The sequence below is a fragment of the Kitasatospora sp. NPDC114501 genome, from assembly GCF_055633695.1.
In genome coordinates this window covers 13535-34395 of record NZ_JBVKDS010000011.1, presented here as the reverse complement: position 1 = coordinate 34395, position 20861 = coordinate 13535, and the positions used below count along the sequence as shown (strand labels likewise).

At 72.5% G+C, this 20861-nt stretch carries 17 protein-coding genes; 8 read left to right on the top strand and 9 right to left on the bottom strand.

Annotated features, from left to right (window positions below; translation table 11 throughout):
- Nucleotides 1–326: 326 nt before the first annotated feature.
- The 6 genes from ACZ7RU_RS21225 to ACZ7RU_RS21200 all read left to right on the top strand — a co-directional run bounded on the left by ACZ7RU_RS21225 (nt 327) and on the right by ACZ7RU_RS21200 (nt 7309).
- Nucleotides 327–818, top strand: coding sequence for a hypothetical protein (locus ACZ7RU_RS21225; RefSeq protein ID WP_470342484.1), 492 nt, complete (start codon nt 327–329; stop codon nt 816–818).
- Between the two features lie 41 nt (nt 819–859).
- Complete coding sequence (locus ACZ7RU_RS21220) at nt 860–1363, top strand: hypothetical protein (RefSeq protein WP_470342483.1); 504 nt, start codon at nt 860–862, stop codon at nt 1361–1363.
- A 43-nt stretch (nt 1364–1406) separates the two neighbouring features.
- Nucleotides 1407–3077 carry a trypsin-like serine protease gene (locus ACZ7RU_RS21215; protein WP_470342482.1) on the top strand — a complete coding sequence of 557 codons (1671 nt, stop codon included), beginning with the start codon at nt 1407–1409 and terminating at the stop codon, nt 3075–3077.
- A gap of 343 nt (nt 3078–3420) precedes the next feature.
- Nucleotides 3421–4347, top strand: a complete 927-nt coding sequence (locus tag ACZ7RU_RS21210) for an NADP-dependent oxidoreductase (RefSeq protein ID WP_470342481.1) — start codon at nt 3421–3423, stop codon at nt 4345–4347.
- Between the two features lie 68 nt (nt 4348–4415).
- Nucleotides 4416–4703 carry a putative quinol monooxygenase gene (locus ACZ7RU_RS21205; RefSeq protein WP_470342480.1) on the top strand — a complete coding sequence of 96 codons (288 nt, stop codon included), beginning with the start codon at nt 4416–4418 and terminating at the stop codon, nt 4701–4703.
- Nucleotides 4704–4870: 167 nt separating this feature from the next.
- Complete coding sequence (locus ACZ7RU_RS21200; RefSeq protein WP_470342479.1) at nt 4871–7309, top strand: non-reducing end alpha-L-arabinofuranosidase family hydrolase; 2439 nt, start codon at nt 4871–4873, stop codon at nt 7307–7309.
- 137 nt (nt 7310–7446) lie between these two features.
- Here ACZ7RU_RS21200 and ACZ7RU_RS21195 read toward each other — a convergent pair whose 3' ends face one another.
- Nucleotides 7447–9003, bottom strand: a complete 1557-nt coding sequence (locus tag ACZ7RU_RS21195; RefSeq protein WP_470342478.1) for an alpha-L-arabinofuranosidase B — start codon at nt 9001–9003, stop codon at nt 7447–7449.
- Nucleotides 9004–9285: 282 nt separating this feature from the next.
- The gene (locus ACZ7RU_RS21190) at nt 9286–9768 is read right to left on the bottom strand and encodes a pyridoxamine 5'-phosphate oxidase family protein (protein WP_470342477.1); all 483 of its coding nucleotides are present in this window, start codon (nt 9766–9768) and stop codon (nt 9286–9288) included.
- 483 nt (nt 9769–10251) lie between these two features.
- Between ACZ7RU_RS21190 and ACZ7RU_RS21185 the strand changes: the two genes are divergently transcribed.
- Nucleotides 10252–11967 carry a GAF domain-containing sensor histidine kinase gene (locus ACZ7RU_RS21185; RefSeq protein WP_470342476.1) on the top strand — a complete coding sequence of 572 codons (1716 nt, stop codon included), beginning with the start codon at nt 10252–10254 and terminating at the stop codon, nt 11965–11967.
- Nucleotides 11968–11995: 28 nt separating this feature from the next.
- Here ACZ7RU_RS21185 and ACZ7RU_RS21180 read toward each other — a convergent pair whose 3' ends face one another.
- Nucleotides 11996–12355 carry a pyridoxamine 5'-phosphate oxidase family protein gene (locus tag ACZ7RU_RS21180; RefSeq protein ID WP_470342475.1) on the bottom strand — a complete coding sequence of 120 codons (360 nt, stop codon included), beginning with the start codon at nt 12353–12355 and terminating at the stop codon, nt 11996–11998.
- A 630-nt stretch (nt 12356–12985) separates the two neighbouring features.
- Between ACZ7RU_RS21180 and ACZ7RU_RS21175 the strand changes: the two genes are divergently transcribed.
- Nucleotides 12986–14230, top strand: coding sequence for an MFS transporter (locus ACZ7RU_RS21175; protein WP_470342474.1), 1245 nt, complete (start codon nt 12986–12988; stop codon nt 14228–14230).
- Between the two features lie 121 nt (nt 14231–14351).
- Here the strand turns inward: ACZ7RU_RS21175 and ACZ7RU_RS21170 are convergent, their stop codons facing one another.
- The 6 genes from ACZ7RU_RS21170 to ACZ7RU_RS21145 form a co-directional block, all read right to left on the bottom strand.
- Nucleotides 14352–15299 carry an ATP-grasp domain-containing protein gene (locus ACZ7RU_RS21170; RefSeq protein WP_470342473.1) on the bottom strand — a complete coding sequence of 316 codons (948 nt, stop codon included), beginning with the start codon at nt 15297–15299 and terminating at the stop codon, nt 14352–14354.
- Nucleotides 15300–15358: 59 nt separating this feature from the next.
- Complete coding sequence (gene panD / locus ACZ7RU_RS21165; RefSeq protein ID WP_470342472.1) at nt 15359–15775, bottom strand: aspartate 1-decarboxylase; 417 nt, start codon at nt 15773–15775, stop codon at nt 15359–15361.
- A 68-nt stretch (nt 15776–15843) separates the two neighbouring features.
- Nucleotides 15844–16491 (bottom strand): methyltransferase, encoded by a 648-nt coding sequence (locus tag ACZ7RU_RS21160; RefSeq protein WP_470342471.1) that lies wholly within the window; start codon nt 16489–16491, stop codon nt 15844–15846.
- 28 nt (nt 16492–16519) lie between these two features.
- A complete protein-coding gene (locus tag ACZ7RU_RS21155) occupies nt 16520–17854 on the bottom strand; it encodes a hypothetical protein (RefSeq protein ID WP_470342470.1) in 1335 nt (444 codons plus the stop codon).
- A complete protein-coding gene (locus ACZ7RU_RS21150) occupies nt 17851–19032 on the bottom strand; it encodes a GNAT family N-acetyltransferase (protein WP_470342469.1) in 1182 nt (393 codons plus the stop codon). The genes ACZ7RU_RS21155 and ACZ7RU_RS21150 overlap by 4 nt, the downstream gene beginning before the upstream one ends.
- Before the next feature lie 85 nt (nt 19033–19117).
- On the bottom strand, nt 19118–20476 hold the full coding sequence (locus ACZ7RU_RS21145; protein WP_470342468.1) for a DUF6002 family protein: 1359 nt from the start codon (nt 20474–20476) through the stop codon (nt 19118–19120).
- Between the last annotated feature and the right edge of the window lie 385 nt (nt 20477–20861).

Sequence of the window (20861 nt, the reverse complement as noted above, 5' to 3'; positions counted from 1 at the left end):
CCGTCAGAACAAATCCAAGGAAACCCCCGACGGCGAGCAATAGCCAAGCAAATGCAACGGCATCGCCAACAAGCACCCAACGGCTTCGAAAGCATGACATCTCGCCTGGCCGGTCCTCGAAAGTGGTTGTCCGGGCACCAGCCCATCTGGTTCGATGAACCGGATTCCGGCCGCGACCACGAAGAAGCGGGGCAGCCAATTCCGGTCATTAACACGAACAATGACGTCTCGTCGCACCCGACTGGTTCGCCCACCATTCAGGCCGGTCACCCGATTCCGAGGATCTGCCCGTCAGGGCAACGCAAGATGAACGAAAAGGACCAGGCATGTCAAAGCACTTGTCCCGCTGGCTCATTGGCGGCACCATCGCCGCCGCCGCCACGCTCGGCGCAACCGCGCTCGCCTCCGCCGACGGCACCCCGGTCGACAACTCGGCCGCGCCGCCCGCCGTCGAGGACTTCATGCACCCCGGTGCGGCCCCGTTCCCGAACGTGAAGCTGCTGCGCGGCGACGGCCACATCATGCTGTCCGACTGCGCCGTCGACGACCAGATCAGCGTGCTGAGCTCGGACCTGCCCAACAGCAGCGGCAACAAGATCTGCTTCCGCGCCACCAGCAGCACCGGCTACCTCGCCGTCGAGGTGCCCAACGTGTACCGGATCCGCACCGACGACTACTCCATCAACGCCAAGCTCACCAGCGAGGGCGTCTCCCAGAGCGTCGACATCGCCAAGGGCACCGCCGTCCCCGTCGGCATCGGCAGCGGAACCGGCAACGGCAAGCCCGCCACCCTCCTCGAACTGCGCGTCACCGGCTGACCTCCACCGCCTCCCCGCCCACACTCCCCATGGAGCCCCAGGTGACCCACCGACTCCTGCGCACCACCGCACGCCGCTGGCTGGCCACCGCCGCCGTGACCGCCGCCGCCCTTGGCGGCGCGACCGCGATCGCCTCCGCCGACACCACCCCGCCGCCCGCCGACAACTCCGCCGCACCGCCGGCCGTCGAGGACTTCTCCTACCCCGGCGCCACCGCCATCACCAAGGTGAAGCTGCTGCGCGGCGACGGCCACATCCTGCTCGCCGACTGCAAGCAGACCACCCAGATCCAGATCGGCACCCTCGCCCCGGGCAACCCGGACAACCAGATCTGCTTCACCGTCGCCGGCACCACGGGAAACCTCTCCCTCCAACTGCCCGACGTCTTCTACATCCAGACCAGCGGCGGCCGCTCCGTCCGCGCCGGCCTCACCACCGGCACCACCTCGCAGACCGTCGACGTCCCCACCAACGGCTTCAAGTCCGTCGGCATCGGCGGCACCGGGGCCCCGGCCAGCCTCGTCGAACTGACCGTCACCGGCTGACCACCACCGCTCGCATCCACCTCTCACCTGGGGGAACCCACTCATGCCTCGCACCTCCTCGCCCCGCGACCTCCGGGCGGGCGCACTGGCCGCCGTCCTCGCCGCCGGAGCCCTGACCACCCTCGCCACGCCCCCGGCCGGCGCCGTCTCCGGCGACACGGCCGCCGACGGCTCCTACGCCTTCACCGCGCGCCTGGTGATCGGCGACAACCTGCGCGCCTGCACCGGCGCACTGGTCGACCGCAGCTGGGTGCTCACCGCCGCCTCCTGCTTCGCCGACGACCCGGCACAGCCGCAGGCCCTGGCGGCCGGCGCGCCCAAGTGGAGGACCACCGCAACCATCGGCCGCACCGACCTCACCACCTCCACCGGCAAGACCGCCGAGATCGCCGAGCTGGTGCCGCGCCAGGACCGCGACCTGGTGATGGCCCGCCTCGCCACCCCCGTCGACGGCATAGCCCCGCTCCCCGTCTCCACCACCGCACCCACCGCCGGGCAGACCCTGCGCGTGCCCGGGTACGGGCAGACGAAGAACGAGTGGGTGCCGCTCAAGCTCCACACCGGCGCCTTCTCCCTCGACACCGTGAGCGCCACCGGCCTGGGCACCACCGGCACCGGCGGCGCCGCGATCTGCAAGGGCGACACCGGCGCCCCCGTGGTCCGCGAGGTCAACGGCCGGGCCGAGCTGGTCGCCGTCGCCTCCCGCTCCTGGCAGGGCGGCTGCCTGGGCGTCCCCGCCACCGAGACCCGTACCGGCGCCCACAACTCCCGCACCGACAACATCGCCGGCTGGGTCCAGCAGACCCGGGCGAAGGCCGTGGGCTGGAAGACCCAGGCCCTGGTGCGCAGCGACGCCAACCTCTACTTCGCGTCCCGTCTCTACGACGGTTCCTGGACCCCGTACGAGGACGTCCAGGCGGCGGCCGGCAACATCGGCGGCGTGCGCGCGGTCTCCTCGGCCGGCATCAACACCGCCACCCACGTGATCGCCCTCGGCGGTGACGGGCACCTGCACCATGCCATCCGCAACCTCGACGGCGGCTGGGGCCAGAAGTTCGTCGACCTCAACACCACCGTCTCCGACCTCGGGAACATCACCCAGGTCACCATCGCCCCGGTCGGCGACGACCTGCATGTGGTGGTCGTCGCGGACGGCACCCTGTTCCACAGCGTCCGCTCGGCGAGCGGCCAGTGGTCCTCGTTCAAGGTGGTCACCGAGGTCACCGGCCCGCTCGACGGCATCACCTCGATCGCCGCCGCCGGAGCCGCGGGCGGGGAGCTGCACATCGCCGCCGTGTCGGGCGGGAAGGTCTACCACACCCGTCGTAACGCGGGCGGAAGCTGGTCCCTCTGGGGGTCGGTCGCCGAGGCCGCCGGCACCACCGGGCCCGTGACCGCGGTCACCATCGCGCGCCAGAACAACGACCTCGACCTCGCTCTCGTCGCGAGCGACGGCCAGTACCACACCCTGCGCTACGCCAGCGGCAGCTGGTCGCCTATGACCTCTCTCGTCGACGTCGTCGGAAGCATCTCCGGCACCGGCATCAGCTCCGCCCCCGTCGACACCGACGCCCAGTTCGCCGTCACCACCAACGACAACAAGCTCCTCCTCACCGCCCGCCACGCCGACGGCACCTGGACCGCCCCCGAAACCCTCAACCTCTCCACCATCCCCGGCAACCACACCGGCACCGTGATCACCAGCTCCCTCTGACCGGTCGTTCGTCGAGCGTCCTGGTGCGGGAGCGGCCCACCGTCCCGCACCAGGTGCGTTCACCACTCCCTGGACCACGGCCTTCACCCCGAAGGACCCCCGCCCCCCGCGCACCGCCGACCAGTACGCCCCCGACCACCACTGACCCACCCCGCCCCGCCAGGGACCGGCGCCACTCGGCACCGGTCCCTGTTCCACACCCGCCCCCGGTCGCCCTCGGGACGGCGGCGGCCGGGCACGTCGGGCGATTACTTGACAGCCTCAACCATTCAGCCTTACCGTCGACATTACTTGAGCACATTAACCATCGAGTGACTCAATACTTGTTGCAGGGAGCACCACCATGAAGGCCATCACCTACCGCGGCTACGGCGGGCCGGACGTCCTGGAGTACGGCGAGGTGCCCGAGCCCAAGCTCGGCCCGGACTCCGTTCTGGTCCGGGTGGCGGCGGCCTCGGTCAACCCGGTCGACTGGAAGATCCAGGCCGGCTACCTCGACGGCGCGCTGGACGTCTTCTTCCCCGTGATCCCCGGCTGGGACGTCGCCGGCGTGGTGGAGCGGGTCGGCCCCGGGGTCACCGAGTTCGCCCCGGGCGACGAGGTGATGGGCTACGTCCGCGAGGACGTGGTGCGCCGCGGCACCTTCGCCGAGTACGTCGCCGCGCCCGTGCGCACCCTGGCCCGCAAGCCGACGAACCTCGACTTCACGCAGGCCGCCGGCCTGCCGCTGGCCGGCCTCACGGCCTACCAGGCACTGACCCGCGCACTGGAGCTCAAGCCGGGCGAGACCGTGCTGGTCCACGCGGCCGCCGGCGGCGTCGGCTCGCTCGCCGTCCAGATCGCCGTCGCCCTGGGCGCCCGGGTGATCGGCACCGCCGGCGAGCGCAACCACGACTACCTGCGCGCCCTCGGCGCCGAGCCGGTGGCCTACGGCGACGGCCTGGCCGACCGCGTCCGCGCGCTGGCACCGAACGGCGTCGACGCCGTACTCGACCTGGTCGGCGGCGAAGCCCTCCGGATCTCGCCGGCCCTGCTCGCCGACGGCGGGCGCCTCGCCTCCGTCGCCGACGGCGCCGTCCTCGCCCTCGGCGGCCACTACGTCTTCGTCCGCCCCGATGTCGCCGACCTGACCGCCCTGACCGGCCTCGCCGAGAGCGGCCGGCTCACCGTCGAGGTCGCGGCGACGTTCCCCCTGGAGCGGGCGGCCGACGCCCAGCGCCTCAACGCCGACGGCCACACCCGCGGCAAGATCGTCGTCACCGTCCCCTGACCCCCCTCGCCCCCCGGCGGCCCGGCCACCAGGGCCGGGCCGCCCCGCACCACCCGGAAGGACCCGCCGTGTCCCTCGTCGTGATCAGCGACTGGCTCGCCGACACCGGCGCCGAGCAAAGCGTCGCCGACCTGCTCCCCGCCGTCACCGAGGCCGCGCTGGCCGAGCCCGGTGTGCTCTCCTTCCGGGTGGTCCGCTCCCTGCGCGACCGGTCCGCCTTCGTCGTCTTCGCCGAGTACGAGGACGAGCAGGCGCTGGTCGCCCACCGCGAGAGTGCCGCGTACCAGCAGCTGGTCCTCACCCGGATCACCCCTCGTCTCATCGACCGCCAGGCCGAGGCCTACGCCGTCGTGTGACGAGAGCGCGCACCGGCGGGAGGGCCACGCACACCGGAAACCGGCCGGGCGCGTGAGGTCTCCAGGACGCCGATGAGATTCCTTCCCGGCTACGGCAACCTTCCCCTGCTCGGCGGCAACTGACGGGTAACCGGGGGCGAGGCCAACGCCCCCAGCGCCAGAAGGACATGCCGTTGCCAGCTCAGAAACGCTCTCATCGCCGCCGTCCGGCAACCCGCCGCCTGATCGCCACCGCCGTCGCGCTCGCCGCCGCAGGGGCCGCCGTACCGCTGGTCGCCCAGGCCGCACGCACACAGAGTGCCGGCAAGCCGGCCTCGCTCGGCGACGCGGCGGCCGCCGGCGGCCGCTACTTCGGCACGGCCGTGGCCTCGGGCCGGCTCGGTGACTCGACGTACGCCACCGTTCTGGACCGGGAGTTCACCATGGTGACCCCGGAGAACGAGATGAAGTGGGACGCCGTCGAACCCTCCCGCGGCAACTTCAACTTCGCCGCCGCGGACTCGATCGTCAACCACGCCAACGCGCACGGCCAGCGGATGCGCGGCCACACCCTGGTCTGGCACTCCCAACTGCCCGACTGGGTCAAGTCCACCACCGACCCCGCCACCCTGCGCAGCGTGATGAACAACCACATCACCCAGGAGATGAGCCACTACAAGGGCAGGATCTACGCCTGGGACGTGGTCAACGAGGCGTTCGCCGACGGCGGCAGCGGCCAGCACCGCGACTCGGTGTTCCAGAAGGCGCTGGGCAACGGCTTCATCGAGGAGGCGTTCCGCACCGCCCGCACCGCCGACCCGGCGGCCAAGCTCTGCTACAACGACTACAACATCGAGAACTGGTCCGACGCCAAGACCCAGGGCGTCTTCGCCATGGTCAAGGACTTCAAGTCCCGCGGCGTGCCCATCGACTGCGTCGGTTTCCAGAGCCACTTCGCCGCGAGCGGCCCGCCGGCGAGCTACCGGACCACGCTGGCCAACTTCGCCGCCCTCGGCGTGGACGTCCAGATCACCGAACTCGACATCGCCCAGGCGTCCGCCACCGCGTACCGCGACGCCGTCCAGGCCTGCCTCGACGTCGCCCGCTGCACGGGGGTCACCGTCTGGGGCATCCGTGACAGGGACTCCTGGCGGACCGGTGAGAACCCCCTGCTGTTCGACGGCAACGGCAACAGGAAGCCCGCCCACAACGCGGTACTCACCACCCTGGGCAACGCCGGCGGCGGCGCCTCGGCCGACGGCATCGCCTCCGGGACCGTCTACACGCTCTCCGCGGCGGGAGCCGGCGGGCGCGTCCTCGACGAGCCCGCCGGACAGAACGGCAACGGCACCCCGCTCCAGGTCTGGGACGCCAGCGGCGCGGCCAACCAGCAGTGGCGCGCCACCAGGAACAACGACGGCTCCTACACCCTGACCAACGTCGCCAGCGGCCGGGTCCTGGACGAGCCGGCCAACCAGACGGGCAACGGGACGAAGCTCCAGGTCTGGGACTCCCACGGTGGCGCCAACCAGCGCTGGAAGGCCGCTCGGAACGGCGACGGCTCCTATACGCTCACCAACGTCGCCAGCGGCCGCGCCCTGGAGACCCCCGGCAACCAGACCGCCAACGGTACGCCCGTCCAGATCTGGGACTCCTGGGGCGCCGCCAACCAGCACTGGAACCTCAGGCCGTCCGGTTCGTCGACGCCGGCCTCGCCGGGCGGTACGTGCGCCCTTCCGTCGACGTACCGCTGGTCCTCGACGGGTGCGCTGGCGCAGCCGGCGAACGGCTGGGGTGCGTTGAAGGACTTCACCACCACGACGTACAACGGCAAGCACCTGGTGTACGCGTCGAACGTCGCGGGCTCGTCGTACGGTTCGATGGCGTTCGCCCCGTTCACCAACTGGTCGGACATGGCCTCGGCTCCCCAGACCGGGATGAACCAGAACGCGGTGGCACCCACCCTGTTCTACTTCGCGCCGAAGAACATCTGGGTGCTGGCCTACCAGTGGGGTGCGTGGCCGTTCATCTACCGCACGTCCAGCGACCCGACCAACCCCAACGGCTGGTCCGCGCCGCAGCCGCTGTTCACCGGCGGCATCCCCGGCGCCGCCCCGATCGACCAGACCCTGATCGCCGACGACCAGAACATGTACCTGTTCTTCGCCGGTGACAACGGCAGCATCTACCGGGCGAGCATGCCGATCGGGAACTTCCCCGGCAACTTCGGCTCCTCCTACACCACCGTCATGACCGACACGGTGAAGAACCTCTTCGAGGCCCCGCAGGTCTACAAGGTCAAGGGCCAGAACCAGTACCTCATGCTCGTCGAGGCCCGCGGCGCCAACGATCAGCGCTACTTCCGCTCCTTCACCGCCACCAGCCTGAACGGCACCTGGACCCCGCAGGCCGCCACCGAGAACAACCCCTTCGCCGGCAAGGCCAACAGCGGCGCCACCTGGACCAACGACATCAGCCACGGCGACCTCGTCCGCGACAACCCAGACCAGACCATGACCGTCGACCCCTGCCACCTGCAACTCCTCTACCAGGGCAAGTCGCCCACCGCGACCGGCCCCTACGACCAGCTCCCCTGGCGGCCCGGCCTCCTCACCCTCCAGCGCTGACCGGCACCCACCACAGCGAGGAGCCCCAGCCGCGCGTCGGCTGGGGCTCCTCCCGCTGGTCCGTCAGGTGACCCGCGGGGCTCCCGGTCGGAACGAGGGGAGAACGGCGTGGAGAGGTCGCCGGTTGTCCCGGTGGCTCAGCCCCAGGGCTGGGCGACCAGCCAGCTGGTGTCGGCAGCCCAACTGGCGGAGCTGTCCCAGCTGTTGGAGCCTCCGTTGCCGGCTATGTAGGCCGTGTAGTCGTAGTGGCGGAGGTACTTCGTCGGGAAGTTGGCGGACTGGAAGGAGGTGCCGACCCCGCTGTTGCCCCTGGTGGGGCAGAAGGTGGCGTCCTGTGCGAAGGAGCCGGCGCCGTTGTCGAAGTCCAGGTAGAGCTCGTAGTCGTAGTGGCGCAGGAACCGCCCGGGGCTGTCGGCGGACTCGAAGGAGAGGCAGGAGGTGTTCGCCAGGCCGGCGCGGACGATCCAGGTGGCGTCGGCCTTGTCGGCGGCCGGGCTGGAGGAGGTGGTGCCGGAGATGACGACCTTGGTGTCGGTGGCGTTGTGGCGCAGGTAGTGCGAGGTGCAGCAGGGCGCGGTGGTGGCCTGAAGGGAGATCCGGGAGCCGGGGGTCAGCGTGCCGGTGCCGGTCGAGCCGCTGTTGTAGCCGGCGGCGGTGATGTTGGCCTGGACGGCGTTCTCGGTGGCGTCCGAGGGGTAGCCCTGGGTCATCACCCCTTCGTAGAAGGTCCCTTGGGCCCACTTGCTGTTGTCACCGCCGATGCCGAGGATGATCGCGCCTTCCTTGTGCATCGGGTTGTAGCCGGTGGCGTTGGGGCGCACCCCGCTGTAGAAGGTGGACAGGCCGCCCGTCCGGGCGTCACCGCCGCGGAGCGCCCACTGGTTCGGGGCGCCCTTGAGCATGGCGGTGAGGAACCGGTGGTCGACGCTGGGGTCGTTGGCGTTGAATCCGCGGTTGACCCCGGAGAACAGGCCGTTCTCCAGGTCGGCCATCACCCAGGGGCCGTTGCCGCTGCCCGAACCCCAGCTCTTGTTGTCGCCGAAGTAGAGGGCCTCCATGTGGCCGTTGCCGGTGTCCAGGTTGTTGGTCTCGGCGTTGCCGTAGTCGAAGCAGCAGCCGCCGTTGAAGTGCGTGCCGTCGAAGATCGCGTACATGCCCTCGGGCTGGTCGCCGGTGGCGATGCCGTTGGTCCGGTTGTTCCGGTAGCCGGTCCCGGGGGCGACGTAGACGCCGTACGCCTTGTGGCCGGCGACGGTGACCGGCGCCTCGAAGGCGTTGGCGAGGTTGTCCGGCCCGCCGGCCGCCCCGCCGCCGGGCGCCTGGGTGAGGTGGTTCCCCTTGCCGGACTGGTCGTAGATGACGGTGATGACGCAGCTGGTGCCGGCGCAGAAGGAGTCCTGCGCCGCGGCGTCGGCGTAGCCGCCGGCGCTCAGCAGGCCGATGTCCCTGGTCGCGCTGTCGGAGGCGCGCCTGACCTGGTACAGCGGGCCGCCGTACGCCCCGTACAGGGCCCGGGTGGTGCTGTGCGCGGCGACGCACGGGGTGCTGCCCGCGGCGTAGATGTCGCACGGCCCCTGGGTGGCGGCCTGCGAGGTGGTGGCTGTGCCGGCGAGCAGACCGGCGGCGAGCACCGCGGTCGTTCCGACCGCCGTCAGCGCCCGCCGAGCGCGGCTCCGCCACGATCGTATGGTCATGAACGAACTCCTTCGTGGGGTGGGGGAAGGAAGAAGGCGTCCAATTGTTAGCGCTAACAATTTATGGCCGATGAAAACGCGCACAGGGCGGCGAGGACACCCCCGCTGCGCTGCGCCGACCATCACTATGGCCAGACGCTGAGGCACCGTCAAGGCATCGGACTGTTAACGCTCACCGCGCAATGCTCGCGGCGGACCCTCGGCCGCCCCGCCCGCCGGCGGCGCTTCATCCGGCCCCGGCGGCCCGGCACCGGGGCCGACCGGCCAGGCCGCGGTGCCGTCCTACCGGAGAGCGCGCTCGGTCAGGCGGAAGCCGGTGACGAGTTCGGGCTGGATGCGCACGGTGTAGTCCATCGGGGCGTCCATCCACGGCTGCAGGACCTGCTCGTAGAGGCGCAGCCGGTCGGGCTCCGTGACGAGCCGGGCATAGCCGGTGACGACGACGCTCCAGCCGAGGCGGGTGTCGGGGTCGATGGCGTCGGCTTCGTAGGCCACCACGACGCCCGGCGCGTCGGTGCCCGCGGTGACGGTGGTCAGGGCCGCGCCCTCGTGGGTACGGATGATGATCGCCCCGTCCGCGACGATGTGGTTGACCGGGCGGATGGCCGGCAGCGCGCTCTCGGTGAAGACGACCCTGCCGAGCGGGACGCCGGCCAGCAGGTCGAGACACTCTCCCCGCTCCAGCGGGACCATCCGCCGGGCGGCGACCGGCGGCCGGGTCTGCCGGCGGGCCGCGACGCCCCGGCCGACGGCGTCGCCGTTCATGAGGAGCCCTCGGTCGGGCCGGGCCGGCGATCGGGCCGGCGGGACGGGACGCGTCCTCGTTCGCCGACCCGTGCCGGGACGGAGGCCGTGGTCGTGCGGCCCGGCCCGACGTTCGGCGGGATCCGCCCGTCCGCCAGAGGTGTGATCCCCCCGCCCACTTCCAAGGTCCTCCTACCGGCGCCGACGGGCCCCGCAGTCCACGGGCACCGATCACCCTCCCGCCGCCGGGACCGCGCCACAAGGGCCGAACGGCCCCATCAGCGGGCGGGGTGCAGGGCGACGGTGTCGTCGGTGCGGCGGTCGGGCCGGCTGGTGACCGTGGCCATTCCCCCCGGCACAGCGGCTCCACGACCGGCGTGGCATCCTCCCCGGCGGCCGCCTGCGGGCCTGGCACGGGGCGGGCTGCCACCGTCTGTCCTCCGGCCGCTACTGTGAACCCGAGGGCCCTGCTGAGACGGGTCGTACACGTCGAGGAGGTCACCCGTGGGCGGGGACGAAGCCGCATCACCGCTGCCGCAGCTGCGCCTTGACGAGCTGCTGGACGAGCTCCAGGCCCGCATCGACGCCGTGCGCGGCACCCGTGACCGGGTCCACAGCCTGCTGGAAGCGGTGCTCTCGGTCGGCCGTGAGCTCGACCTCACGCAGGTGCTGCGGCGGATCGTCGAGGCGGCGGCGGTCCTGGCCGACGCCCGGTACGCGGCGCTCGGAGTGATCGGAGCGGACGGGGAGACCCTGTCGCAGTTCCACACGGTCGGGCTGTCGGAGGAGGAGATCGCGGCGATCGGCCCGTACCCGACGGGCAAGGGCATCCTCGGGGAGCTGATCCACCACCCGGAGCCGCTGCGGCTGGTCGACCTGTCCGCGCACGCCTCCTCGCACGGCTTCCCGGCGAACCACCCCGTGATGCGCACCTTCCTCGGCGTGCCCGTCCGGGTCCGCGACCAGGTGTTCGGCAACCTCTACCTCACCGAGAAGCGCGGCGGGGCCCAGTTCGACACCGATGACGAGACGGTGATCTCCACCCTGGCGGTGGCCGCGGGCGTGGCCATCGACAACGCCCGGCTGTACGAGGAGTCCCAGCGCCAGCAGCGCTGGCTGCACGCCAGTGCGGAGATCACCCGGGGCCTGCTGTCCGGCAGCCCGCGCGGGGAGGTGCTGGAGCTGATCGCCCAGCGCGCCCGGGAGATCACCGGCGCGGAGCTCGCCGACGTGTCCGTACCGCTGCCCGGGTCGGACCGGCTGATGGTCGAACTCGCCCTCGGCGCGGACGCCGCCGGAAGGCTGGGGCTGACCGTCCCGGCCGAGGGCACCCTGTCCGGCGCGGCGTACGCCAGCGGGGCGCCGGCCACCAGTGCCGACCTTCCCGCGGACCCCCGGTTCGCCGCCGGGCCGCGACGCTTCGAGGGCCTGGGCCCGGCGGTCGCGGTCCCGCTCGGCGCCGCCACCGGTGAGGTCCAGGGGGTGCTGCTGCTGGCCCGGCCGGCCGGGCGGCCCGAGTTCTCCACGGAGGAGATCGGGCCGCTGCTCGGTTTCGCCGACCAGGCGGCACTGGGCCTGGAGTTGGCCGCCCGCCGCGACGACGCCGAGCAGCTGGCTCTGCTGGAGGACCGCGACCGCATCGCGCGTGATCTGCACGACCTCGCGATCCAGCGGCTGTTCGCCACCGGGATGACCTTGCAGAGCGCTTCCCGCTTCATCGAGCACCCGGGAGCGGCGGACCGGGTGGTGCGCGCGGTGGGCGATCTGGACGAGACCATCAAGATCATCAGATCGACGATCTTCGGTCTGCGTGCCCGTGACCGGGACGCCACCCACAGCCTGCGCGCCCAGGTCGCCCTGGTCGTCGGCGAGGCGCAGGAGTCGCTCGGCTTCGCGCCCCGGCTCAGCATGGAGGGGCTGCTCGACACCGATGTGTCCGCCGATCTGGCCGAGCAGGTGATGGCCGTGCTCCGGGAGGCCCTGAGCAATGCCGCGCGGCACTCCCGCGCCGACCGGGTGGAGGTCGTCCTGCGGGCCACCGGGACGGACGTCGTCCTCACGGTGGCCGACAACGGCGTGGGCATCCCTGCCGGCGGCCGCCGCAGCGGACTGGCCAACCTCGCCGAACGGGCGGGCAAGGTGGGCGGCACGTTCGAACTGCGGACGCCGGAGGACCACGGGACGCAGCTGGTGTGGAAGGCGCCGCTGGCACAGCCGTAGGGCGCCGACGGCAGGGCGCCGCCGGGCGTCACTCCTCGGCCGGGGCCGCCGGTGCCAGCCGCCGGCCCGTCACCAGCTCCGCCCGCAGGCGCACGCTGTCCGCTCCCGGCGTCGCGGTGGCGTGCCCGAGCACGGTGACGCTCCAGCCGCCGCCGTCCGCCTCGCTGACGTCGCTCACCTCGAAGGCCACCACGGCCTGGTCCAGGGCCCGTCCGAGCCCGACCGTGACCGGTACCCGCAACAGCAGGGAACCGTCGCCCTCGAGACGGAAGCGGACCGGGAGCACGGCGGGCAGCGCGCCGACCGTGTACACCAGACGTCCCACCTGCCGTCCTGCCAGCAGCGCCAGCCACTGCCGCTCGCCGACCGCCTCACGTTCGCGTTCCATGCCTCCGATCCTCACCCCGGCGGCAGCGACCGGGCGAGGGCCGGACGTCCCCCCGCCCCCGTCCGGCAGTCCCCCTCGCGCACCCTCACCGGGTCCACCACGGCGGGGGCGAAGTGAAGCCTCGCCCCCGCCGTCCGCCCCGGGGCGGTCGACGACCGCCGTTCCACGGGTGTCATGAGCGCAACGAACTGCTACAGTGCCGAATGTTTCGTGATTCCGGACCGACCGCCCGAGACACCGCGCTGTGGAGACGTCACCGTCAGCCCGCCCCGATGCCGGAAGCCCGGCGCCGGCGGACGCCCGGCGGCCCCGATGTGCACGACCCGCCCTCGCGGGCCCCGCGAAGACCTCCTCGACCCTGGTCGACACCCGTCCCGGCCACCGGCCAGGGTCGGGTGTCGACCGTTTTCGGTTCCGGCCCGGCCCGCACGGCGGCACCGCCGCGCCGACCTGTCGGGACGTCAGGATCCCGGCAGGCGCGGGGAGGTCGTCCGGGCACCACGGAACGCCCCCGGCGGCGGCACCCGCGCCGCCCGGGCGCCCCCTGACCAGCCGGGAACCCGCCGCCGGTCGCACCACCTCTCGCCGGCACCACCCACCGTCACCCGAGGAACGGAAACCGATCACGAGATGTCAACCGCGCAGGCGATCCCCCTCCGCCGCATCGAGGGGTTCCGCAACTTCTGGCTGTCCCGCGCCGTTTCGGGCCTCGGGTCCGCCATCACCACCGTGGCGCTCCCCGTCCTGGTCTTCCAGGAGAGCGGGTCGCCGCTGCTGGTCTCCCTGGTCGCGGCCGCCGGGACACTGCCCTACCTGGCCTTCGGTCTGATCGCGGGCGCCGTCGCGGACCGCGTGGACCGGCGCGCGCTGATGATCGCCACCGACTGGCTCAACGCCCTCTGCCTCGCCACCGTGCCGCTGGCCTGGGCCCTGGGCGCGCTGACGGCGTGGCACGTCATGCTGGTGGCGTTCCTGTCCGCGAGCCTCGCCCTGTTCTTCGACGCGGGCGTCTACGGCTTCGTCCCCGACATCGTCGGGAAGGACGGCCTGACCCAGGCCAACAGTGCCATCTACGGGGCGGAGACCGTCGTCCGCATCGTCGGCAACGCCGTGGCGGGCGGCCTCATCGCGCTCTTCCGCCCGGCCGGCACGCTCGCCCTCGACGCCCTGAGCTTCGCCGTGTCGGCACTGTTCATCAGGGCGGTCACCAACGTGGCGCCGCGGGCCGCCACCCCGCGCGCCGAGCGGCCGGGCTTCAAGGAGTCGATAGGCCAGGGGCTGCGGTTCCTGGCGGGCCACCCCACGCTGCGGGTCATGACCGTGGTCGGCACCCTCCAGTCGTTCTCCGGCGGCGCCATCGTCGGCCAGCTGGTCGTCTTCGCCGACCGCTCGCTGGGCATCCACGGCTCCGACGGGCGGATCGGCCTGCTCTTCATGGCCTGGAGCGCCGGGGGCATCGGCGGTTCCCTGCTGCTGCCCCGGCTGCGGCGGCGCTTCGAGGCCTTCCCGCTGCTCCTCGGCGTGCTGCCGGTCGGGGCGCTGCTCGGCCTCGTCGTCGTCCTCACCTCCGACTGGCTGGTCGCGTCGGCGGCCCTGGCCGCGTGGGGGACGGCGTACCTCGTCGTCCTGGTGAACACCATGACGTACTCCCAGGAGGTGACGCCGCCCGAGCTCCAGGGCCGGGTCAACACCACCCGCCGGATGCTGTCCTCGGGCCTGGGCGTCCCGCTCGGCGCGCTGGTGGCCAGCAGCATCACCGTCTCCGTCGGCATCCAGGCCGGAATGGCCACGGCCGTGGTCTCGATCGCGCTGGCGGCGGTGATCGTCTGGGCGGTGCGGCTGCGCCAGGCGTTCCGCCCGGCCGACCGGGGCTGAGCGCGGCCCGGACGACGCGCCGCGGACGACGCGCCGCGGGCCCGTGCCGCACCCGCCGGATCGAGCGGGTGCGGCACGGGCCCGGGCCCCGGACGGCCGTCAGCTCAGCCGGCCCGCCGGCTCAGCGGCCGGCCGGCTTCCCCTCGAAGCGGCGGGCTATCCAGCCGAAGAAGGCGTCGGCGACCTTGCCGAGCTCCGGCTCGGGCATCACGGTGAAGCCGCCGTGCGCGGTGCTCCACTCGTTCAGCACCGGCCCGGAGTCCGTCATCAGCCAGTCCACGCAGATCCACTCGGCCCGCAGCTCGCGGGCGAGGCGGACGCACTGGTCCGCGACCAGGTCGTGGTCCCGGTTCACGTCGACGGACCCGCCCTGGCTGACGCTCGCCAGGTAGCCGCCGGGGCGGGGGCGACGGGTCATCGACGAGACGACCTCGCCGTCGGCCAGGTAGACGCGCATGTCGCCGTGGTGCGGGATCAGCGGCTGCACCAGGTACCCGCCGACGGCCTGGGCGACGAGGTCGACCACGGCGCCGAGCTGCTGCTCCGAGTCGACCCGCAGCACCCCGTAACCGCCGGTCAGCTCGCGGGGCTTGACGATGTACGGGCCGTCGCCGAGGCCGCGCCGCACCTCCCCGAGCACCCGCCGGGCGTACCTGCCGGGCGGCACGGCGACGGTGTCCGCGGTCCGGATGTCCAGGCCGGCGGCGTGCTGGAGCTGTGCGAGTTTGTCGCGCTCCAGGTAGTCGGGGCCGGTGTACGAGCGGTTGAGCAGGACGGAGTCGCTCGCCTCGATGGTGCGGTAGACCGCCCGCAGTGCCTGGAGGCCCTGCGGGTCGGTGGCCATGTCCTCGACGATGAAGCACTGCCGCTGCTCCAGCAGGTCCTCGTCGCCGTGGCGCAGGACCGGCCGGCCGCCCACGCAGGACGGCACCAGTTCGGTGGCGCTGATCACCCGGAAGTCGAGGCCGCGGGGCCGCGAGAGCGCCGAGTAGCGCCGGGTGATGCCCTGTTCGAACGCCGCGACCCCGGCCGGGTCGAGGTCCTCGGACTGGTAGATCCACGTGATCACGGGGCTCGTGCGCGGCCGCCCCTGCGCTCCGCGGCCGCCCGTCCGCTCCGCGGTCCCCGTCACGGGGACACCTGGTCGCCGCGTCGCAGCGCGGAGCCCTCGGGCGCGTCGGCGGGATCCGTTCCGACGCTCACCGGCCGGTTGTGCCCGTCGACGAAGACCACCCGGGGCTTGAGGTCCCGGGCCTCGTCGTCGGTGACTGTCCCGTAGGCGATGATGATCACCAGGTCCCCGGGGCTGATCAGCCGGGCGGCGGCGCCGTTGATGCCGATGACCCCGGAGTCGCGGGGGCCCTCGATGACGTAGGTGGTGAGCCGGGCGCCGTTGTCGATGTCCACGATGTCGACCTGCTCGCCGGGGAGCAGGTCGGCCGCCTCCATCAGGTCGGCGCTCACGGTGACCGACCCGACATAGTGGAGGTCGGCCTGGGTCACGGTCGCCCGGTGGATCTTGGACTTCATCATGGAACGCAGCATGATGCGCTCTCCTCGCGCTGTGGTTTCCGGTGGGGGTCGGGGTGGAGCCGGTGTTCGGAGCGGGGGCCTCAGGACGTCCGGGGCCCGGGCAGCCGGGACCAGAGGAAGTAGTAGTCCTCGTGGCCCTCGCCGCAGTCGAAGGCACCGACGACCTCCAGGCCGGACTTCTCGACCATGCCGGTGAAGTCCTCCGGGGTGGAGAAGCGGTGGTTCTCCTGGACGACGACCGAGCCTCCGGGCCGCAGCCGCCTGGCCGCCGCGGCGTAGAAGGAGCGGTGGATGCCCCAGTCGGTGTCCTTCCAGATCAGCGGCGAGTGCGAGCGCTGGTAGTCCGAGGCGGCCGCGTCCTGGTTGACGTGCGGCGGGTTGCCGACCATCAGGTCCCAGCGGAGGTCGGCGGGCACGTCGTCGAAGCCGTCGGACAGGTGGAAGCGGGCCCGGCCGCGCAGGCCGTTCTCGACGATCGTCCGCTCGACCGCCTCCCCGGCGGCGGGGTTCACGTCGCCCAGGTCGACCGAGTCGCACAGTCCGGCCGCCAGCAGGGAGAAGCCGATGAACCCGGGGCCGGCGCACCACTCGAAGACCGAGCCGACCCGGCCGAACCGGGACCGGACGAACGGCGCGTAGGCCCGGCCGAAGGTGTTGCCGCCGCCGTCGAGTTCGGCCGTGTAGGCCACGGACACCGGGCCGTAGTCGGCCCGCGAGTAGGTCGTCATGTCGTCCTCCTGGGGAGAGTCGCGAGGGTCAGCGGAGCGCGAACGCCACGTTCGACAGGGCGCCGTGGCCGTGGATGCTGACCACGCCGTCCCGCTCGGGCGGGAGGTAGCGCACCATGCAGCCGGCGGCCCGGCCGTCGAACAGGAAGGGGCTGAAGACCGGGACCACCTCGGCCTCGTGGCTGCCGGAGCCGTCCGGGCCGTCGAACTCCATCCGGTACGGCGCGGGTTCCACCCACTCCTGGGCGATGTGGTCCTGCGCCGCGACGGCCGCGGTCACCGCCGCCCGCCAGGCCTGCGGCGCGCACGAGCGGCCCACCAGCACCTGCTGCCCGCTCATCCCGATCGCGGGCTTCAGCACGAAGTCCTCCTGGTGCTCCAGGAGCAGGTCCGGGAGCGGCACGGTCCGGCCGTGCCGCTCGACGGGCCGGTCGCCGACCACGCGCGTCCACGGCAGGTAGCGCTCGACGGTCCGCCGGTCCCGGTCCGTCATCCACGGCCGCCCCTCGGAGACCCAGCCGAGCACCTTCTTGTTGGCGACCAGGTACGCGGTCTGGCTGGCGATCAACCGCACGCCGGCGTCCAGGGCCGTCCGCACCGGGCCGAGGTCGATGCCGTGGCCGAGCCATTCGAGAATCGTGAAGTGGCGCAGCCCGAGCCGGTAGCGGGGCTCCCCCGGCAGGCCGAGCCCGTCGAGGAGGTCCTCCGGCTCGAAGGTCTCGGCCGCCAGGCCGCGGCGGCGCAGCGACTCCTCCTGGATCTCGAAGTAGCGGCTCGGGGCGCCGCCGAAGTCGCGGAGCGTGCCGACGATCGCGACCGCGGGCTTGACGCCGAGGTCCCGGACGGCGCGCACGAAGAGCTCGTCGCGCACCGCGAGCGGATCGACGGCGTCGAACGGCGTCCGTCCGGGGCCGCCGAAGGCCGCCACCCACGCGGCGGTGTGCAGGGCCGTGTCCACCACCCCGCCGATGCCGGAGCCGATGTTGAACTCCAGGAACCTGGGGCCGTCGGCACCCACCATGACGTCGGGACGGGCGATGCAGGTGGCGTAGTCCTCCTCGACCGGGCCGTCCATGACCAGGGGGTACATCGCCTCGTCGGCGCCGAGCGCGGCGATCCGGCCGGCCGCCGTCGGAGCGCTCTCCAGCAGCGTCCGGCGCAGCAGCGCCAGCAGGTCGGCGGTGGCGGTGAACAGCTCGTCGTAGGAGGTGCGCGGCAGCAGGACGGGCCGCAGGGACGACGCGACCGGCACCACCCGGGCGTACTCGCCGTCCTCCACCCGGGCCAGCTCCCGCCGGACGGCGGGCAGTTCGCGCCGGGCGCCGAGCGGCGGCGGCGCGGTGCCGTACCAGGGGGCGGTCACGGGCGGGCCCTTCCGGCGGGCCCGCGGACCGCTCCGGCGAGGAACTCGTCGAGGTCCACCTCGCGCACGGCCGCCACCCCCGGGGACTTGGCGGAGTAGTCGAGCCGGGGGGCGCGCCGCGCGTCGCGGAAGTAGACCGCTTCCAGGGAGCCGTCCGTCCGCTCGGCCAGGACCGGATTGGCGACCAGGTAGTCCCGCACCTCCGGGGTGTCACCGCGGACCTGGAGCCACAGCCGTTTGGCGCCGAAGTGGTTGGGCGGGGGCACCACCCGGGTGCCGAACCGCCGCTTCCACTGGTAGGTGCCCTTGCTGACGAAGGGTTCGGTGCCCTGGAAGTCGAGCCGGCGCACGCCGTGGCGGGCGCACCAGTCGATGAGGAAGTGGTAGATCGCCTTGAAGGCGCCGCTGTCGTAGTGCTCCCGCGCGCCGTCGACCACGCCCAGCAGGCGCAGGGTCATCGTCCGCGACGCCCGGTCCCAGTGGCAGAGCGCTCCGCCGATCGGTTCGCCGTCCTGCCGCAGGACGAACATCCGGCCGCCGCGGAAGAGGCACTCGTAGGAGACGTCCTTGGTCTCGGTGCGCTCGCGGTCCCCGTGCCGCTGGAACATGGTGGGGCGGTAGAGCCGGTCGTAGAAGTGGTCGAACCAGGCCGGGTCCCGGCTGAGCCCCCAGGTCCAGTCGTGGTTCTTCAGGTCGTGCTTGAACTGCTGGCGCTCCCGCTTGGAGATGCGCTGCCGCACGGTGTCCGGGTCCGCGTCGAAGTCGATCACGAAGTGCACCCGCATCGGCACGATGAGGGAGGCCTGGCGCGGCAGGGCCCGGGCCCGGGCGGCGCTCGTGCCGACGATGACGATGTCGGCGTCGGGCAGCCGCGCGGGGTCCCGGAGGGCCGCTCCGGTCAGCCGGCCGCTCCGGCGCCGCACGCCGTGGACGTCGGCGTCGCGCCGGAGCTCGGTGAACTCCAGGGTGTACGCGAGGCCTTCGGCGAGGCCCGCGTAGCTCACCGACAGCCCCCCGCCCTCCGAGTGGACGGCCGGGAAGGTGGCGCCGTCCCGGGTGTCCCAGGCGGTCCGGGCGGTGGTCAGGACCGGGTTGCCGCTGTTGCGCCAGTGGTAACCGGTGTGCATGCGCAGCCGCTGCTGCGGCGTGGCGCGCGGGGGCGGGACGGCAGTGGCCACGGGGCTGTCACCTCGGTGGTTCGTCGGCGGCGGGGGTCGGCGGGGCGGGCGGGCCGGGGCCCGTTGCGCGGGCCGGTTCGGTCGGTCAGGCGGAGGGCGTGGCGCCCAGCACCACGCGCCGCAGGTCCTCGGCGGTGGTCACCGGGTGCAGGTCCCGGACGGTGAGGTGGCCGTAGTCCGTCGCCGAGTAGCTGCCGGAGCCGTGCACCAGGATGTCGGTCTCCGGCACCAGCCCCCGGTCGACGGCGTTGAGCAGGCCCGTCACCGCCATCACGAGGGACCACTCGCGCAGCGCGGTGGGGTTCGCGGGCAGCCGCACGCCGGCCTCCCCGAGCAGCGCGCGCACCTGCCCGTAGCGGCCGAGGCACTCGGCGAGCGAGACGACGATGCCGCCGCCGCCCTGGGTGCGGATGAGCTCGTTCATCCGGGTCGAGGTGGGCGGGTTGCGGGTGTAGAAGGTCGGGTCGAGGGCCTCCCCCGGGTCGAAGGTCCGCGCGGGGTACCGCGGGTCGGCGCTCTGGGTGAAGAGCCCCGTCTCCGCGTCGTAGCCGTACGCCGGGAGGTTCCCGGTGTCGGTGGAGCCCTCGTTGTAGAGGCTGAGCACCATGTCGGGGGCGCCCAGGTGCTGGACCAGGAAGTAGTGCGGCGGCAGGGTCCGGGAGCGGACGTCGGCGGGGAGCCGGCTGCGGCCGTAGGCGTGGCCGAGCAGCCCGTAGGCGCTGGAGACCGAGTGCACGTGCAGCCGGGCCTCGCCGGGCGCCGACGGGAACAGGTCGGCCTCGGCCAGCGCCCTGACCACGTCCGCGGCCAGGTAGTTCTCCAGCTGGAGGGTGTACCAGAGGTTGGTCTCGCACTCCTTCTCGACCGCGTTCCGGTGTTCGTCGACGAACCCGAGGGCGATGGCCTTCACGGTGCCGGGCTCCGCGCCCCCGTACACCGCGATCGGGTTGCGCGCCCGCAGACCGGGGTCGGTGAACAGCTCGGAGCTGCGCAGCTTGCCCACGGCCCCCTCGGGGACCACCGTGACGACGTTGAGCCGGTCGGCGTCCACCAGGCCGGTCCGGATGGCCCGGAGCACCGCGTCGCGCATGGCGATGGCCTTGTTGGCGGAGGACGGCGTGACGATGGTGACCCGCTGTCCGGTGTCCTGGATGAAACGGACCGCCCTGGCCACGATGACCAGCGACGCGAAGGTCTTGGTCGTCATGGTGGCCGGGTTGCGCGTGAGGTCGAGCAGCGCGAGGCTCCGGCCCCGGTACGACGGCATGGCGGCGTGGGCGAGGCCGGAGACCGCGAGGTACTCGTGCATGGCCGCGGTGAGCTCGGGCAGTTCGACGCCCGGCGTGAAACCTTCGGAACCGGTCTTTTCCTGGTCACCCAGGAGGTCCCGCAGGGCTGCGCGGATCTCTTCGTAGTACCGGACAAGAGCGTTGTCGACAATCAATGTTCCTGCCTCTTTCTACCGGAGCGGGAATCCGCACCCGGTCCGCGCGGTCACGCTCGCGCGGGCGGGTGACGGCCGCCAGGGAAACCGAGAAAGCGAGCCGCAGCCCTGGTTATTACGACATCCGAACCCGACACACACAACACCGCCACACCATTCCGGCGTGAGCCCCCCTGCGCCGGGCGGGGCTCGTGAATTCCCGGAGTGAAAGCGGGTCGGGCACCACCGGCACACGACGACGGCGGCATGGCCCCCTCCCGCAGGCCGCCCAGATCCGCCCCACAGTGAGCCCGGCGCCGTTCCCGGCCTCCGCGCCCGGGAAACCTCTGAATTCCGAAGGATTCGGTGAAAGTCTGTCGGACGGGTGTTACAGCAGCTACTTGGT